Genomic DNA, 17,219 nt, shown 5'->3' on the forward strand with positions numbered 1-17,219 from the left:
GTGACGTCACCCCGACCCCGCAACCTCGTGGGTATGGCCAGCACACCGCGATTCCTGCACGGCATCTTCTCCTTCACCGGGAACGGTCTGGACAAGCCAGAGCTGATCGATCCCAGCCTGAGCTTCGTCGTCCCCGAGGGTGCGACTGCTCAGCCCCTGTACTTTCGCGGCGGAAACTCGAGCGACGAGCTGGTGGTCGTGACCCTGCTACGCGACGGCAGCCCGATGCGCATGTTCCCGATGGGCGCCAAGAGCGGAGTGAACATTCCGCTGCGCGTGGTCGAGGACGTGGATCCGGACACGGTGCTCGAACTGGTGATTGCCGCCCCTGCCGGAACCAGCGGAGAGGTCGTCGTCGATTTCGGTCTGGTGCTGATCTGATGACCGCAGGCAAGCAGCGACTGTTGGTGGTCGGTAACGGGATGGCCGGTGCCAGGGCCGTCGAAGAAATCATCAAACGCGACGGCAGTTCGCTGTTCGAGATCACCATGATCGGCGACGAGCCGTACGGCAACTACAACCGAATCATGCTCTCGCACGTGCTGTCCGGCGAGGCCACCGTCGACGACGAGGATCTGATCCTCAACCCGATGAGCTGGTACAGCGAGAACGGCGTTACGTTGCACGCCGGGGACCGCGCGGTCACGCTCGACCGGTTCTCCAAGACCGTCGTCTGCGAGAGCGGGCGGTCCGTCGACTACGACGTGCTGATCATCGCCACCGGCAGCAACACGTTCTTCCCGAACATGGACGGCCTGCGCGAGTCCGACGGCAGGCTGGCGCGCGGCGTGTTCGGCTTCCGCACCATCGCCGACACCAACGGCATGCTGCAGATGGCGCAGTCGCGTGACGACGTCTCGGCGGTCGTCATCGGCGGCGGACTCCTCGGACTCGAAGCCGCCTACGGCTTGCGCACGCAGGGTCTGGAGGTGAACGTGGTGCACTCCCCCGGTCACCTGATGAACCAACAGCTCGACGAGCGCGGCGGACGGGTGCTGCGCAACAAGATCGAGTCCCTCGGCGTGGGCGTGCACACCTCCAAGCGGACCACGTCGGTGTTGCGATCCGAGGACGGCGTCGTCACGGGCGTCGGGTTCAACGACGGCACCTCACTCGACGCGGACATGGTCGTGGTCACCGCGGGTATTCGTCCCAGTGTCGATTTCGCTCGCGCCGGAGGTCTGGTGATCGAACGAGGAATCGTCGTCGATGACCAATTGCGTTGCGAGGACGAGGGTTCCATCTATGCCGTGGGTGAATGCTGTCAGCATCGCGGCGAGGTCTACGGTCTCGTCGCGCCGCTGTGGGAGCAGGCCGTCGTGTTGGCCGATGTGCTCACCGGAGCCGATCCCACTGCGGCGTATCACGGTTCGCGGCTGACCACCAAGCTCAAGGTGGCCGGCGTGGACGTCGCCTCGATGGGGATCACCGCGCCCGAACGCGACGACGACGAGTTCGTCCAGTTCTACGAGCCGCGCAGTGGCACCTACAAATCGGTGATCGTCCGGAACAACAAGCTGGTCGGTGCCACCCTGCTCGGCGACATCTCCAAGGCCAACTTCCTGACGCAGGCGTTCGACGAGAAAGTGCCGTTGCCCGACGAGCGCATCAGCATGCTCTTCGACATGGGAACTCCCTCCGCGGCAACGGGAGCCGCCGAACTGGCCGACGACGTGCAGGTGTGCAACTGCAACGGTGTCACCAAGGGTGCCATCGTGGCCTGCGTGCACGCGGGCGCGAAGAACCTGAGCGACGTGACCGCGAAGACCCGTGCGGGCAAAGGGTGCGGATCCTGCAAGGGTCTGGTCCAGGACATCATCGCGTGCGCTGCGGGCGGTGCGGTCGAGGCCGATCCCACCGCCGACTGGTATGTGCCCTGCATCCCCATGACGAAGCCCGAGCTGATCGACGCCGTTCGGGCGCAGGATCTTCGGGCGGTGTCCGCGGTGTTCGCGGCGCTGGCGACCGAGGGAACGGAGGACGCCGCCGCCAAGATGCCGTTGGCATCGTTGCTGCGGACGGTGTGGGGCCCGGACTGGGTCGACGAGCGCGGCGCACTGTTCATCAACGACCGCGTCCACGCCAACATCCAGCGCGACGGCACGTTCTCGGTGGTGCCGCAGATGAAGGGTGGCGTCACCACCCCGGATCAGTTGCGCAGGATCGCCGACGTCGCGGACAAGTACCACGTTCCGCTGGTCAAAGTCACCGGCGGACAGCGGATCGACCTTCTCGGCATCAAGAAGGAGGATCTACCGAAGGTGTGGGGCGATCTGGACATGCCCTCCGGCTTCGCCTACGGCAAGAGCATGCGCACGGTGAAAACCTGCGTCGGCAGCGACTTCTGTCGCTTCGGCCTCGGCGACTCGACAGCCCTGGGCATCGCCCTCGAAGAGCGGTTCCAGGGCCTGGAGACCCCCGCGAAGTTGAAGCTTGCGGTCGCGGGCTGCCCGCGCAACTGCTCGGAGGCACTGTGCAAGGACTTCGGCGTCGTCTCGGTCGGCGAGGACAAATGGGAGATCTACGTCGGTGGCGCGGCAGGCGCACACATCCGCAAGGGTGATCTACTGGCCACCGTGACAGGGGCCGAGGAGGTTCTCACCGTGGCAGGCAGGTTCATCCAGCACTACCGCGAGAACGCTCAGTGGCTCGAGCGAACGTACGCATGGGTTCCCCGTGTCGGCCTGGAAGAACTGCAGGCCGTGCTGATCGACGACCGGGACGGCATCGTCGCCGGACTCGACGAGCGGGTGCAGGCATCGGTGGACGGGTACGTCGACCCCTGGCAGGACCGCGCGGCACCGAAGTCACCGGCCCAGTTCACCCCGTCGCTGCCCCTGCTTCCGCTCCCACAGGTACCGGTCCGATGAGTGTGCCGGTCGGGGCCGTGGAGGACATGACACCCGGCGAGGGACGCGCCTACGTGGTGGACGGCAAGCAGGTTGCCGTGTTCCTGCTCAGCGACGGCTCGGTGCGGGCGATGGATGCCGTGTGCCCGCACAAGGGTGGGCCACTGGCAGACGGTCAGATCGACGGATCCATCGTCGTCTGCCCACTGCATCAGTACACGTTCTCGCTCGACGACGGCACCTGCCCCAGCGGCATAGGCTCCGTGCGCACCTACCCCGCCGCAGTGGTGGACGGAAAAGTGACCGTGGAGCTGTAACCGGCACGGTTCAACGACCGAGACCCTGCGCCCCCTGGGCGTTTCACAGGCTCCACTCCTACCCCCTACCCTGTTCCAGTGAGCGATTCAGGTGAGGACGCGCGGCGGGGAGTCGCGAACGCGTTCGTGGTGGAAGATCGTCTCGGTCTGTTCTCCTTCGCCGTTGCCGAGAAGCGATCCGAGTACCTGGCCGTTCTCCGGGCATTCGACACCGCACGAGCCAACTACGTCGTCCTGCTGCACTCAGGAGACGTGGCCGACCTCATCGCACGCAGCCCGGGTCGGCACGACGCACTGACCACCCTCGACATCGCACCCCTGCTCGATCAGCTCCACGCCTGGGGTCTGCTCGAACGCAGCTACGACGGCACCCGCGCCGCGACACTCGCCGAGTACCGCAACCGTCACTTCGTCTACCAGTTCGGTCAAGCCGGCTACAAGGCCTACCGCGCGGTCGAGGATGTGCTCGGAGCCCGCCTGGACGACGCCGCGCTGTCGCGGCTGGTGCTGCCCGAGCTGCTGGCCGACATGCACGAGCTGGCCGAGGCGAACCGTCAGGCCGACGGCGATCGCATCTACCGCAAGCTCAGCCGACTCGATTCGACGCTGTCGGAGATGGCGACCCGCGCCGCCCACTTCTATCTCGTCCTCGGTGACCTCGTGCGCACCACGGAGATCACGCCGGAGTCGTTTCTGGTCCACAAGGACGCCCTGCTGACGCACATGCGTGAATTCAGCTCCGATCTGACCCGCTACGCACCGAAGCTCGCCGAGGCGATCGCACTCGTCGAGAGCACCGGGATCGAGGAACTGGTCGAGCGAGCCGCGATCAGCGACGAACGAGTCTTCCTCACCGTCGCCGAACGCCGCGCCGACTGGACCGATCGCTGGGCGGGCCTGTCGCACTGGTTCGTCTCGGCCGAGTCCGAACTCAGCGAGTCCGAGCGACTCCGCGAGGGCACGATGAGCGCGATTGCCGCCGTGCTGTCGCTGCTGCGCCGCGTCACCGAAACCCGCAGGGGTGGTGTGAGCAGGGAAAGCCAACTGCGGCATCTGGCCGGCTGGTTCGCTGCCACGCCTACCGAGGACAGCGCGCACGCCCTGTTCCATGCCGTGTTCGGTCTCGGCAGGCCCAGGCACCTGTCGATGGTGCATCCCGACGCCGACATCATCTCCACGTCCCGATCGTGGTGGGAGGCACCGCCGGTCGAGATCTCGCGCACCCTGGCCGAAACCGGGCGCACCCCCACCCCCGGCGTTCCGGGTCGGGTACAGCGCAACGACGGCGGCATCAGACGGCTCAGGGAACAGCAGCTCGAATCGCAGCGATCACGAAGTGCCGCAGCGCAGTCGCTCGCGTCGACCGGAATCCACGACCGAATTCTGAACGAGCAGGAAACCGAGGTGCTCTTGAGCCTGCTCAACGCTGCGTTGACCGCGCGGGTGCGCGTGAGCGGTCGCACCTCCGACTCGTCCGGATCGGACAGCGGCGTGCGCCTGACGCTCAGCGACAGCGACCGTTCGACGATCGTGCGGACCAGCAGAGGCCGATTGCATCTGGACCGCCTCGCGCTCGAGGTCAGCGAGGTGGCACGCCGATGAGAGCTCGTGAGATCTCCACCCTCGCACTGGATTCCTACCAGCGGGCCGCCCGAGTCGCGCTGTCGAACCACCTGGTGACCACGACGTATCCCGATAGGATTGCGCTGCCTCTGCTGCGTCGATGGGCGACCGAACTGCGCGAGGACCTGCTCGAACTGTTCGGATATCGCCTCGAGGTCACCGAGACCACGGCACGTCTGTACCCGGTGATCGATCGGCTCGACGACAGCCAGCCCGCGCGAACGTCCACCGACCGAATCTTCGACCGCCGCAGATACGCGTATCTGGCACTGGCACTGGCGGCCCTCGGCCGGGCGGGCAACCAGATCACCCTCTCCGAGCTGGCCGATCATGTTGCGGCAGAAGCAAGTCAAGTAGACGGAGTAGAGCTGACGACCGACCGAGCAAGCGACCGAGACGCGTTCGTCGACGCGATCGGGTGGCTCGCTACACGCGGAGCCATCGCGTTGGCCGACGGTGATGCGACCGGCTGGGCGAACAACCCGTCCGCAGGCGAGGCCCTCTACGACATCGACCGTCCCGTCGTCGTCGCCATGTTCCGGCCGCCGCGCGCCGTGCAGCACCTGCGATCGATTCGTGGTCTACTGGCCGGCTCGGACTCCCCGATCGATCCCGAGGATTCGGACCCGGGACAGACCGACTCCGGGCGTGAGGCAGATCCGAAGGAAACGCTGCGCGCGGTCCGCCGAGCGTTGGTCGAGCAACCGGTCGTCTATCACGACGATCTCGACCGGAACGGCCGAGCCGCCATGGCCGCGTCGCGCACCGTTGCGGACGTCGAGTTGCTGACCGGCCTCGTTGCCGAGCGTCGCGCCGAGGGAGTCGCCCTCATCGACACCTCGGGACGACTGTCGGACCACCGGTTCCCCAGCACCGGAACCATTGCCCAGGTCGCACTGCTGATTGCGGGCGAGATCTCGGACCGAGTGATCGATCCCGAAGCACCCGCGCTGGCAACCCACCCCCTACCCGACGGCGACGCCCTGATCGAGCAGCTGGACGGCGCCATACCCGACGGCGGGATCTTCGGCGATCTCGCCGAATTCGGGTTCGGTTCCGATGCAACGGCATCGGAAGATGCGGACGAGAAGAAGCTGTATCCGTTGATCGAGGACAGTTGGCTGACAACGGTCGTCGACGATCTCGTCGAACGCTTCGGCCGCACCTTCGCAGCTCAGTGGCAGACCGATCGGGATGGACTGCGAGTGCGGGCGATCGCGCTGCTGCACCGACTTCGACTGATACACAGCGTTTCCGGCGGCGTACTGGTGCTGCCGGTGATCGCGCGCTACCGCGACGTGATGGTCAGCGTGCGTGATCGAACTCCACAGGACTCACTGTTCGGCACCGCACGAACCACCAGCACCGCAGAAGCACCCAGAACCGCACAGTCCATCAGTAACGAATCGTCCGAAGTAGAGGCCTGAGTAGATGACCGCACACTCGACACGCTTTCGGCCGACACGAGCAGGGATCGTCAACCTGTGGGACTACCGCGATCAGGAGTTCTCGTTCGCCGACGGTCGCCTGGTACTGCGCGGCCCCAACGGATCCGGCAAGACCAAGGCACTCGAAGTGCTGTTTCCCTTCGTCCTGGACGGCCGCATCGAACCACGCCGGCTCAATCCCTTTGCGGGAGAGGAGCGGACGATGAAGTCCAACCTGCTCTACCGGGGGCAGGAAAGCGCGCATTCTTACGTGTGGATGGAGTTCGGCCGCGGATCTCGTCAGGATCCCGAATCGGTGACGGTCGGAATTGGAATGCGGGCGAGCCGCCACAACGACAAGGTGACCCGCTGGTACTTCGTGGCCGACGGCCGAGTGGGCGTGGACTTCTCGTTGTTGGGTTCCGACGACCGACCGTTGACGAAGAAGCAGCTCGGTGAGCAGCTGGGCACCGACGCCTTGACCGATCGCCCGGTGGACTATCGCGCCGCGATCGATGCCCGCATGTTCGGGCTGGGCGCGCAGCGATACGACCAGCTGATCAATCTCATTCTGACGCTTCGCCGCCCGCAATTGGCGAAGAACCTCGACCCCAAGGGACTCTCGCAGGCGTTGACCGACGGACTGCGACCGTTGGACGAGCAGCTGGTACTCGAGGCTGCTCGCTCCTTCAGCGACATGGAGGAGGTGGGCCGGGCGCTCGAAGGATTGGCGCAGGCCGATCACGCCGCCAGGAACTTCGTTTCGGTGTACTCCAAATACCTTCGGGTGCAGACTCGATCGGATGTCGAGCAGGTCTCGCGCCGGCTGGAGGCGGTGACTCACGCGACCACCGCACACTTCGCCGCTGCCGCCCTGAAGGACCGGCGCCTGCTGGAACGGGCGGCTGCGGAAACCCGATTCGACGAGGCCGAACGCGCACTGGATCAGGCCGTTGCGGACCGCGAGACTCTGCAGCGCTCGAGCGCATACGAGGGCAAGCAGCAACTGGACGACCTGGCCGAATCCGCCGCGAAGCTGGAGATCTCGACCGCCCAGCAGGCCGACCGCGCCCGCAAGGCGCACGCCGAACTGGAACAGCGCACCACCGAGGCGGCGCGTGCCGACGCCGCACTCCGGGACTCCGTCGCCGCGGTTACCCGTGCCGAAGAGGAACTGCAGACCGCCGCCGAGGACGCGGGCATCGCCTGGACACCACTGCCCGGAACAGCCCGCAGCGATCAGATCGGCACTGCTCTGCGCGGCCATGCCGAGGAACGCGACGGCGACGTGCGGGCGGTTCGCGAGGCGCTGGGAACCGTCGAGAAGGCGTCGACCGAGCGCGCCCGTGCGGAGAAGGCCGCATCGAAGGCTCGCGAGATGCTCGAGGCGGCGTCGGCTGCGGTCACCGAGGCCGAGGCGACCGTCGACCTGGAGAAGGCGCAGTTCGCGTCGGGACTGCGGGCCTGGTGGTCGAACAATTCGGCGCTGTACTCCTCGGCGGGTATCACCTCCGCAGCGTTCGAGGCCCTCGATGCCGCGTTGGCGGGCATCGGCGACGACGATGCCCCGAGCCTGGAATCGGTGCTGGCCGACCAGACCGCAGACGCGGTCGACGCACTTCGTGCCCGCCAGGCCCAGGCGCACGTGGACGTTTCGACCCGCACGGCCGAGCTGAACTCGCTGCGTGACGAACTGTCTCTGGTTCGGGCCGAACACGACGACGCGCCGCCGCCGTTCGCGGCACGAACCGACTCTCGTGCCGAACTGTCCGGTGCGCCACTGTGGCAGCTGGTTCGGTTTCCCGATTCGGTCTCCCCCGCCGATGCGGCAGGGATCGAATCCGCACTGCAGGCTGCGAATCTGCTCGACGGCTGGGTCCACCCGATCGCGGACTTCCCCGTCGACTCGAGCTCGGAGCAGTATCTGTCGCCGCTGCCGGAGGCCTCGAGGCCGACCGGAACCACGCTGGCGTCCGTCCTCGAACCCGAGCCCGGCACCGCCGTATCCGAATCGCGGATCCTGGACGTTCTGAATTCGGTTGCACTGCAGCAGGATCGAGGTGCCGACTCGGGTGGTGCCGTCTCGATGAGCGTCGACGGTCGGTACCGGCAGGGGGTGCAGCAGGGCCGACACATCAAGACCGATGCCGAGTACATCGGCGCGACGGCCCGTGCACGGCGCCGAGAGCAACGGATCACCGAACTCGGTGCCGCGATCGATGCCGCGACAGCCGCACTGGAGGCCGCGGCGGCCGACGAGCGAACTGCCCGCGAATCGGTGCAGGCACTGGCCGCGGCGGCCAAGCAACTGCCTCGTGTCTCGGCCATCGTGAAAGCGCAACGCGCCGTCACCGCCGCCGCAGGGGCGCTGCGCACGTCGACGCAGAGTTCGGCTGCAGCGGACCGAGAGTTCGACCAGGCGATCGCAGACCTGTCCGCGAAGGAGAAGCAGCTGCGTACCGTCGCCGTGGCTCACCGCACCCCACACATCGGTCGAGACATCGATGCCCTCGCCGCGGCGATCAGGCATTTCGAGCACCAGGGCTCGGTGGTGATCCGCAAGCGCGGCGATCACACGCGCGAAGCAGAACGCGCCCGCGAAGCAACCAACCGACTCGAAGAAGCGAGTGGCCTGGCCGAGGAGCTCGCCGAGGAAGCCGCGATCGCCGACGAGAACTACCGACAGCAGGTGCAACGCCTCGAGCTACTCAGCGAGAAGCTCGGTGCCACCGCAGAACAGATCGACACCGATCTCGAGAACGCACGCGAACGCATCGAGAAGTGCCGCGCCGAGCAGCGGGCCGCACGCAAAGCGGACAAGGAAGCAGGCGAAGCGATCGGCAAGGCCGAGGGGGCCTGCAACACAGCACTGGAAAGCCTGCGCGGTGCCGTCACCGAAACCCTGGGTGACGCCGTGCGGCTCGCGCCCTACGCTCGCAAGGACCTTCTCGGCATTCTCGGCGTCCACGAGGCGTACACCTGGCCGGCGAGCGACTCGGCGTGGTTGAGCGTGGAGCAGATTCTGTATCGGGTGCAGCAGGCCGAGGGTCCCGACGACGAGGTTCCGGTACTTCCGCCCGTCGTGCGCGCTCTGCATTCGGCGCTCGATGCGGCGACGGCGTCGGTGAAGGTCAGTGACTCGAGCCGAAAGTCGACCCGGACAGCCCTGACGAGTGCGCTGCAGGAGTTCGACTCGCAACTCGCTGCGTCGGGTCAGGACTATCGACTGCAGTGGGATGCGCCGGACGGTTTGACCGTCGTCCGTGTTCAGGACGAGCAGGGCTACTCGTCGGTCGGAGATTTCGCCGACCGAATCGGTGCGGCGAGAGCCGATCAGGAGTTGTTGCTGACCGAGCAGGAGCGCCGAATTCTCGAAGATGCGTTGCTGACCGGCCTGGCGCAGCAGATTCACGAGCGCACCGTCGACGCACGCGAGCTGATCGCGCAGATGTCCGCCGAGATGAAGCAGCGCCGCATGTCCTCGGGCAACACGATCGGTGTGCACTGGGTGCTCGCGGACAACCTCGACGACGGTGCCAGGGCGGTGTCCAAACTGCTCGACCGCGACGCCTCGGCGTTGAACCAGGACGATCTGGCCGCGATGCGCGCGCACTTCGCGTCGGAGATCAGGATCGCTCGCGCGGCGCATCCGGAACGGTCCTACCCCGAGATCCTGTCCACGACACTGGACTATCGCCGCTGGCGCGTGTTCGCCTTCACCCTCATCAGCGGTGACGGCAACGAGGATCGTCTCACCGTCGCACGCCACAGTGCGCTCTCGGGCGGTGAGCAGTCGGTGTCGCTGCATCTGCCCCTGTTTGCCGCTGCGCACGTGATGCTCTCGTCCGCCGATCCACATTCACCTCGGCTGCTGGCGCTGGACGAGGCCTTCGCCGGAGTCGACGACAACGGCCGCAGCGAATTGCTCGGCCTGAGTGTGCAATTCGATCTCGATCTGTTCATGACCGGATACGACCTGTGGATCACTTACGGTGATGTGCCCGGTTGCGCGCACTACGACCTGGCGCATTCGGCAGCCGAGAACACCGTCAGCGCAGCTCTTCTGGTGTGGGAGAACGGCGAACTGTTCGCCGAGCACGACGGCACCGACCTCGCGGCCGCACTCGGGTCACCGCTGACACGCCGTGTGCCGACCCGAACCGAAGGTGGGCTGGAGTTTGACCGGTAACAGCGAATGGCGAGGCAGCGCCGAATTGGCTGCACTGCTCGATGCGGCACGAAAGAAGTTGGAGTCCAACTGGCTTCGCGTCGGTGGCAACATCACCGTCGACCTGAGCGAGGCCCCGGAACTGTGGCGTCTGTGCAGCGCGATCTCTCGGTCCAATTCCAGTCTGCATTCGCGAGCGCGTAGCGCCAGACTCGACCTCGAGCGGTTCGACGCGTGGCTGAGCCATCCGCTCAACGGTGGCCTCGGACTGATCGACACCCTCTCTCAGCAGGCTCCGTTGCAGGACAAGAAGCAGATCGCAGCCGACAAGGCTCGGGTACGTGCCGAGGCACTCGATCGGGCCAGGGAGGTTCTCGGTGGCGGGACCGATAGGGAGTGGGTCGAGTACTGGATCGCCTCCTTGCTCAATCAGGACGGCACTCTCGGGGGCCGCGTCGCCGTCGATGCGCTCGCGGTGGCGACACAGGTCCTGGCGCTGCTTCCGGTCGACGGGATGTCGCTGACCGAACTCGCGGAACTGGCCTGCGGTGATACGAAGGCGCTCTCGGGCGGCGGTGCCCCGAAGCTCGTCCTCGACGCTCTGTCGTTGCGCGAGAACGTGCCTCGGCCCGTCGATCCGGTGGGAACAAGGGCATTGTGGGAGACCGCGGGCGTGTCGGTCGACTCGGTGTCCAGCCGGGTGCTGGTGCTCGGCTACCGCGTCGATGAGGCCCACACGGTGGCTCGTTGGCTGAACGACGCGGCGGACGTGGGCATCCCCTTCCCCGTCACCGTGGACATGCTCTCGCGCGGCCCGCTCACCAACAGCTCGTCCACAGTGTTCGTCTGCGAGAACGTCGCCGTGCTCGCCGCCGCAGCCCGCACCCTCGGCTCGAACTGCGCGAGCCTGATCTGCACCGACGGTCAACCCTCGGCAGCGGTGCACCGGCTGCTCGCCTCCCGAGCGCCCGGCACCACGATTCGGTGGCGAGCCGACTTCGACTGGGCCGGAGTGCAGATGGTGACCCGAGCCATCTCCCGATACGACGCGGTGCCGTGGCGGATGGACGTCGATTCCTACCGACGCGCACTCGATGCACGCAATTCCGAACCGCTGAAGGGCCATCGAACGGACAGCCCGTGGGATCCGGAACTCGCTGCCGCCCTCCGCGACTCGGGCCGAGCAGTCACGGAGGATCGACTGATCCCGGATCTGCTGACGGATCTGCGGCTGGGACCTGCGACCTAGTTCGGGACGAGATCAGCGCAGCGCAACCCCGAGCAGAGCATCGACCGCATCGGCGAAGGCACCGGGCGCGCCCGCATCCGATCCGCCGCGTTCGACTGCGAAACTCGCCCACGCGTCGAGCGCATCGAGGGCCTTGGGGGTGTCCAGATCGTCGGCCAGGTGCTGCCGCAACCGGTTGATCACGTCGTCGGCCGATGCAGCGCTGTCGAGCGCCGCGGCCCGACGCCACAGTGCGAGCCGAGTGTGAGCGCGTTCGAGAACCTCGTCGGACCACGGTCGATCCTGGCGGTAGTGCCCGGCGAGCAGACCGAGTCGGACAGCTGCGGGGTCGACGTTCTCGGCGCGGAGCTTGGATACGAACACCAGATTGCCGCGGCTCTTGGACATCTTCTCGCCGTCGAGCCCGATCATCCCGGTGTGCACGTAGTGCCGGGCGAAGCGCGGATCACCGGTCGCCGCCTCGGCGTGCGCGGCCGAGAACTCGTGGTGCGGGAAGATCAGATCGCTTCCGCCGCCCTGAATGTCGAAGCCGGTACCGATGCGGTTGAGCGCGATGGCTGCGCATTCGATGTGCCACCCGGGCCGCCCCGGACCCCACGGCGACGGCCACGACGGCTCGCCCGGCCGTACTGCGCGCCAGAGCAACGCATCGAGTGGATCCCGCTTACCGACCCGATCGGGGTCGCCCCCGCGTTCGGCGAAGAACGTATCCATCGTGGCTCGGTCGTATCCGGACTCGTAGCCGAACTGCTCGGTGGCATCGGCACGGAAGTACACATCCGGGTATTGGGCGTCGTCGACGACATACGCCGCACCGGACGCGACCAGCTTCTCCACCAGTTCGACGACCTCGTCGACGGACTCGACGGCACCGATGTAGTCGCGCGGAGGGAGTACCCGGAGCGCTTCCATGTCGGCGCGGAAGAGTTCGATCTCACGGGTTCCCAGATCGCGCCAGTCCTCGCCGTCGCGGTCGGCGCGCTCGAACAGTGGATCGTCGACATCGGTGACGTTCTGCACGTAGTGCACGTCCGTGCCCGCATCCCGCCACAGCCGGTTGATCAGGTCGAACGTCAGGTACGTCGCCGCGTGCCCGAGGTGGGTGGCGTCGTACGGGGTTATTCCGCAGACGTACATCCGAGCCGTCGAACCGGGGGTGACGGGACGGACCTGGCGGTCGGCGGTGTCGAACAATCGAAGCGCTGGACCCTGTCCGGGAATTGTCGGGATCTCCGGGCTCGACCAAGAATGCATGCGGTCGAGCCTATCCGAGCCCGATCAGAAGGCGGGCCAGGGTATGGGTCTGCTCGAGCGAGGTTCCGGCATGATCGGGCGGGCGATCAACTCCTGCGCCCGGTCGAGAACCGCGACCGTTTCGGTCAGGGTGATCTTGTCGACCAATCGAGGAGCGGTGACCGTGTCGAACGTCTCGACGAATCGCACCACGTCGGTCATCAACGCATCGTCCACCGCCTGGCCCGCCCAGCCCCACAGCACCGTGCGCAACTTGTTCTCGGCGTGCAGGCAGATGCCGTGATCGACCCCGTACACGTAGCCGTCGAGACCTTCGAGCGCGTGCCCGCCCTTGCGATCGGCGTTGTTGAGGATCACGTCGAGCACCGCCATCCGCTGCAGCCGTGGATCGTCGGCGTGGATGAGCGCGATCTCCTCGCCCTCGCCGTCGTACGCCTGCAGTACCGGAATCCAGCCCGCAGGTACGAGATCGGGACGGCAGATATCGACCAGGTCGACGCGTCCCTCGGCGTGATCGTCGGGCGTGTCGATCCACTTCTGCACCATGCCGGGACCGAACGGGCCGTCGCGCAGCACCGTCGGCGGGATGACGCCCCAACCGAGGGCCTCGGAGATTTCGTACGACGCCACTTCCCGGCCCGCAAGAGTGCCGTCCGGAAAATCCCACAGCGGGACTTCCCCGCGAACCGGTTTGTACACGCACCGGACGGCCTTCTCGCCCTCGCCCGCCTCGCACACCAGCGTGGCGTTGCTGGCCGACACCACCCGACCGACGACGGTCAGGTCGCCGGTCTCCATGGTTTCGCGGCCCTCGAACGGCGGCAGTTCGACGGTCAAGACTCGTCGACCTCGGTCACCGGACCGAACGTCGCGCCGCGTCGGTAACCGTTGGTTCTGATGCAGACGTGTCCCTCGGGAGCCAACGGCTGTCCGCACAGCGGGCACGGAGCACGGCCCGCCGCGATGACGCGTTCGGACCGCACCGCGAATTCGCGGGCCTGTACCGGGGTGAGGAACACCCGAACGGCATCGGGGCCCTCGTCGGTGTCGTCGAGAACGACCGATTCGTCCACCTCGACCTCGCTGACGGCCAACAGCTCCACCACGACGGCGTTGGCATCGGCGTCCCAGCCGAGCCCCATCGTGCCGACACGGAACTCGGTGTCGATCGGAGTCAGCAGCGGACTCGTGTCGACCGTATCGGCCTCCTCGGCCGGTACCTCTGCCCCGAAACGACGGTGCACCTCTTCGAGGAGAAGCCCCATCCGGTCGGCCAGTACCTGGACCTGCTGCTTCTCCAGCGCAACCGACACCACGCGGGCGTCGTGCACCGCTTGCAGGAAGAACGTTCGGTCGCCCGGTTCACCAACGGTCCCGGCAACGAAACGATCAGGGGTGCGAAAAACGTGTATGGCGCGCGGCATTGCACCTCCTAACGACTCGAACAGCTCCGCGAAGCGATTCGCGGAACTTTCATTATCGGCCACGGATCGACCGTGGACGGTATTGCTTGCCCTCCAGCCTGCCACCGATCGGGGTGTCAGCGCCGAATCGGAGCTCTAGGTGCCTGCCCCACCACCGACTACCGCGTCCGAAGAGTCCGCGTTGCCCGCTTCCGGCGTGCTGGGCTCCTCGGCTTTGGGTACGAACACGCTCAGGTCGGACCCGGTGTCGTTGGTCCGCAGTACGAAGGGTCGCGTCGAGGTGTAGCGAACGACACTGATCGATGCCGGATCGGCGACGATGCGCTGGAACGAATCGAGGTGGGCACCCATCGCGTCCGACAGCACCGACTTGATGACGTCCCCGTGCGAGCACGCCACCCACAACACGTCACGGCCGTGATGGGCGGCCAGCCGGGCGTCGTGTTCGCGCACGGCCTGCACGGCCCGTTGCTGCACCGTGGCCAGTCCTTCACCCTCGGGAAACACCGCGGCCGACGGATGCTGCTGCACCACCTTCCACAGCGGCTCGGCCAGCAATTCCTTGATCGTTCGACCGGTCCACTGCCCGTAGTCGACCTCGACCAACCGGTCCTCGACCAGCGGCGTGAGCCCGAGCCTGGCAGCCAACGGCTCGACGGTCTGCTCGCACCGCAGCAGCGGCGAACGAACGATCTCCGCGACCGGCAGGTCGCCGAGACGGTCGGCGACCGCCTGCGCCTGTTCACGACCACGATCGTCGAGCTCGACTCCCGCGCTCCGACCCGCGAGCGTGCCTGCGGTGTTCGACGTCGAGCGGCCGTGCCGAAGCAAGATGACTGTCATTGCACCGAGCCTAACGACCGGGGTCTTCCGACTCCGCTCCGGAGGCCACTGTGCCGAACGACTAGGTGGCGGACACGACCCCGCCGGCCAACAGACCGAGCACCACGACACCCAGCACGATGCGGTACCCGACGAACCAGTACAGCGAGTGGTTCGCGACGAACTTGAGCAGCCAGGCGATCGAGGCGTAGCCGAGGGCAAAGGCGATGATCGTGGCCACCAGCAGCTGCGGACCCGACGCGGCCAGTCCCGAGCCGACCGGCTCGAAGGCGTCGGGCAGCGAGAAGAGACCGGAGGCCGTGACCGCCGGAATGGCGAGCAGGAACGAGAATCGCACCGCTGCCTCGCGTTCGAGTCCGAGAAACAGGCCGGCGCTGGTCGTCGCCCCGGAACGGGACACACCCGGGATCAGAGCGAGACACTGCGCCAGACCCATGACGATGCCGTCCCGGGTGGTCAACTTCTCGATCGGGCGTTCCTTCCGGCCGACCTTCTCGGCGACTGCGATGACGACGGCGAACGCGATCAACATGAACGCGATGAGGTACAGGTTTCGGGCACCGGTTCGGATCTGGTCCTTGAACAGCAGTCCGAGAACGCCGATGGGAATGGTGGCGATGATCACGTACCACCCCATGCGGTAGTCGAGCCCGCGTTCGTCCTTCTTCGTCAGACCGACGAACCACGCTTTCACGATCCTGACGATGTCTCGCCAGAAGAACAGCAGCACAGCGGCTTCGGTGCCCAGCTGGGTCACCGCGGTGAAGGAGGCACCTGCGTCCTCGTTCCAGAACACACTGGACACGATGCGCAGGTGCCCGGACGAGGAGATCGGCAGGAATTCGGTCAGGCCCTGCACCGCACCGAGGACGATCGCCTGCAGCCACGTCATGTCGATCATGCGGCGTCACCCTCCGAGATCGGTGTCGATGGACTGATCACTGTCGATGCGCGGCCGCCGGCCCGCCCCCTGAGTTCGCGATTCACGGGCACGACCGTACCCGGCGCGGCACGTACGCACCGGGCGGCGCGGCGCACTACTGTGCACTGGCGGCAGTGCAGTTCGACACCGACGATTACACGTAAAAGGACATTCGGCACATATGAAGCAGAGATCGGTCGGCACCAGCGGACTTCGAGTCTCCAGACTCGGCCTCGGCACCCTCGGATGGGGTAGCGGAACCGACGGTGACGACGCCGCGGCGCAGTTGTCGGCGTTCGCCGAGGCCGGTGGCACGCTCGTCGACACGTCTCCGGCATACGGGGACGGACGCGCGCAACGAGTGCTGGCCGAGTTGCTCGACGACGTGGTACCGCGGCACGAATTGGTGATCAGCAGCGCAGCGGGTCTCAGTTCGCGCTACGGCCGCTATCACGTGGACTGCTCGCGGCGCGGACTGCTCGGCCAACTCGACGCCACGCTGCGCGAACTGGGAACCGACTACCTCGATCTGTGGCAGGTGGCCACCTGGGACCCGATGACTCCAGTCGACGAGGTCGCCGCCACACTCGACTACGCCGTCACCAGTGGACGGGTCCGCTACACCGGAGCCCGTGGCTACCTCGGGTGGCAACTGGCGACGGCGGCAGGAGCAGCAGGCACCGGACGGATCGTGGCCACACAGGCGGAGTACTCGCTGCTGGCCCGCGGGATCGAGGACGAATTGATCCCCGCCGCAGACCACCACGGCATCGGTGTCCTCGCCGCGATTCCCCTCGCGGGCGGCGTGCTGACAGGCAAGTACCGCAGCGGAATACCGGCGGACTCACGCGGTGCCGACGAGGTGCACGCAGAGTCCGTGCTGACGTACCTGATCGACTCTGCCGTCAGCATCGTCGACGCCGCCGTCACCGCCGCCGACGGGCTGGCGACCTCTCCCCTGGTCGTCGCGCTCGCGTGGGCTCGGGACAGGCCGGGTGTGAGCAGCGCGATCGTGGGGGCTCGCGATCTGGCTCAGTTGATGGGCGCGTTGATGGCCGAGGAACTCGAGCTGCCGCCCGCGATCGCGTCGGCCTTGGACGACGTCAGCGCCTGATCGCCTGCGAACATCGGACAGGCTAACCT

13 protein-coding genes are annotated in these 17,219 nt (G+C 66.7%); 8 read left to right on the forward strand and 5 right to left on the reverse strand.

What is annotated here, in order from left to right; translation table 11 throughout:
* Positions 1 to 33 precede the first annotated feature (33 nt).
* From CH296_RS22330 to CH296_RS22360, 7 genes are all read left to right on the forward strand, one after another.
* Positions 34 to 381 (forward strand): molybdopterin oxidoreductase, encoded by a 348-nt coding sequence (locus CH296_RS22330; protein ID WP_094629987.1) that lies wholly within the window; start codon positions 34 to 36, stop codon positions 379 to 381.
* A complete protein-coding gene (gene nirB, locus CH296_RS22335) occupies positions 381 to 2,870 on the forward strand; it encodes a nitrite reductase large subunit NirB (protein WP_094647915.1) in 2,490 nt (829 codons plus the stop codon). Before CH296_RS22330 ends, nirB begins: the two co-directional genes overlap by 1 nt.
* Positions 2,867 to 3,166 (forward strand): Rieske 2Fe-2S domain-containing protein, encoded by a 300-nt coding sequence (locus tag CH296_RS22340; protein ID WP_032398064.1) that lies wholly within the window; start codon positions 2,867 to 2,869, stop codon positions 3,164 to 3,166. Before nirB ends, CH296_RS22340 begins: the two co-directional genes overlap by 4 nt.
* Positions 3,167 to 3,292: 126 nt before the next feature.
* On the forward strand, positions 3,293 to 4,768 hold the full coding sequence (locus CH296_RS22345) for a TIGR02677 family protein (RefSeq protein WP_306436983.1): 1,476 nt from the start codon (positions 3,293 to 3,295) through the stop codon (positions 4,766 to 4,768).
* A complete protein-coding gene (locus tag CH296_RS22350; protein WP_256980542.1) occupies positions 4,765 to 6,216 on the forward strand; it encodes a TIGR02678 family protein in 1,452 nt (483 codons plus the stop codon). The genes CH296_RS22345 and CH296_RS22350 overlap by 4 nt, the downstream gene beginning before the upstream one ends.
* A gap of 4 nt (positions 6,217 to 6,220) precedes the next feature.
* Positions 6,221 to 10,405 carry a TIGR02680 family protein gene (locus CH296_RS22355; RefSeq protein ID WP_094685777.1) on the forward strand — a complete coding sequence of 1,395 codons (4,185 nt, stop codon included), beginning with the start codon at positions 6,221 to 6,223 and terminating at the stop codon, positions 10,403 to 10,405.
* A complete protein-coding gene (locus CH296_RS22360) occupies positions 10,395 to 11,633 on the forward strand; it encodes a DUF2399 domain-containing protein (RefSeq protein ID WP_256980543.1) in 1,239 nt (412 codons plus the stop codon). The genes CH296_RS22355 and CH296_RS22360 overlap by 11 nt, the downstream gene beginning before the upstream one ends.
* 12 nt (positions 11,634 to 11,645) lie before the next feature.
* Here CH296_RS22360 and mshC read toward each other — a convergent pair whose 3' ends face one another.
* The 5 genes from mshC to CH296_RS22385 all read right to left on the reverse strand — a co-directional run bounded on the left by mshC (position 11,646) and on the right by CH296_RS22385 (position 16,046).
* Positions 11,646 to 12,887, reverse strand: coding sequence for a cysteine--1-D-myo-inosityl 2-amino-2-deoxy-alpha-D-glucopyranoside ligase (gene mshC / locus CH296_RS22365; RefSeq protein WP_094629991.1), 1,242 nt, complete (start codon positions 12,885 to 12,887; stop codon positions 11,646 to 11,648).
* Between the two features lie 24 nt (positions 12,888 to 12,911).
* A complete protein-coding gene (locus tag CH296_RS22370; RefSeq protein WP_179272770.1) occupies positions 12,912 to 13,685 on the reverse strand; it encodes an SCO1664 family protein in 774 nt (257 codons plus the stop codon).
* A gap of 35 nt (positions 13,686 to 13,720) precedes the next feature.
* Entirely contained in the window at positions 13,721 to 14,311 is a 591-nt protein-coding gene (locus CH296_RS22375; RefSeq protein WP_032398057.1) for a DUF3090 domain-containing protein, read from the reverse strand.
* A 135-nt stretch (positions 14,312 to 14,446) separates the two neighbouring features.
* Entirely contained in the window at positions 14,447 to 15,154 is a 708-nt protein-coding gene (locus tag CH296_RS22380; protein WP_032398056.1) for a histidine phosphatase family protein, read from the reverse strand.
* 61 nt (positions 15,155 to 15,215) lie between these two features.
* The gene (locus CH296_RS22385; RefSeq protein WP_371828408.1) at positions 15,216 to 16,046 is read right to left on the reverse strand and encodes an undecaprenyl-diphosphate phosphatase; all 831 of its coding nucleotides are present in this window, start codon (positions 16,044 to 16,046) and stop codon (positions 15,216 to 15,218) included.
* 211 nt (positions 16,047 to 16,257) lie between these two features.
* On the opposite strand from CH296_RS22385, the gene CH296_RS22390 reads away from it, so the two are divergent.
* Positions 16,258 to 17,190: an aldo/keto reductase gene (locus CH296_RS22390; protein ID WP_094685778.1), complete on the forward strand. Its 933-nt coding sequence runs from the start codon at positions 16,258 to 16,260 to the stop codon at positions 17,188 to 17,190.
* Positions 17,191 to 17,219: the final 29 nt, after the last annotated feature.

Origin of the sequence: Rhodococcus sp. 14-2496-1d (assembly GCF_002259365.1) — a bacterium.
In the GTDB taxonomy this organism is placed as follows: Bacteria; Actinomycetota; Actinomycetes; order Mycobacteriales; family Mycobacteriaceae; genus Rhodococcoides.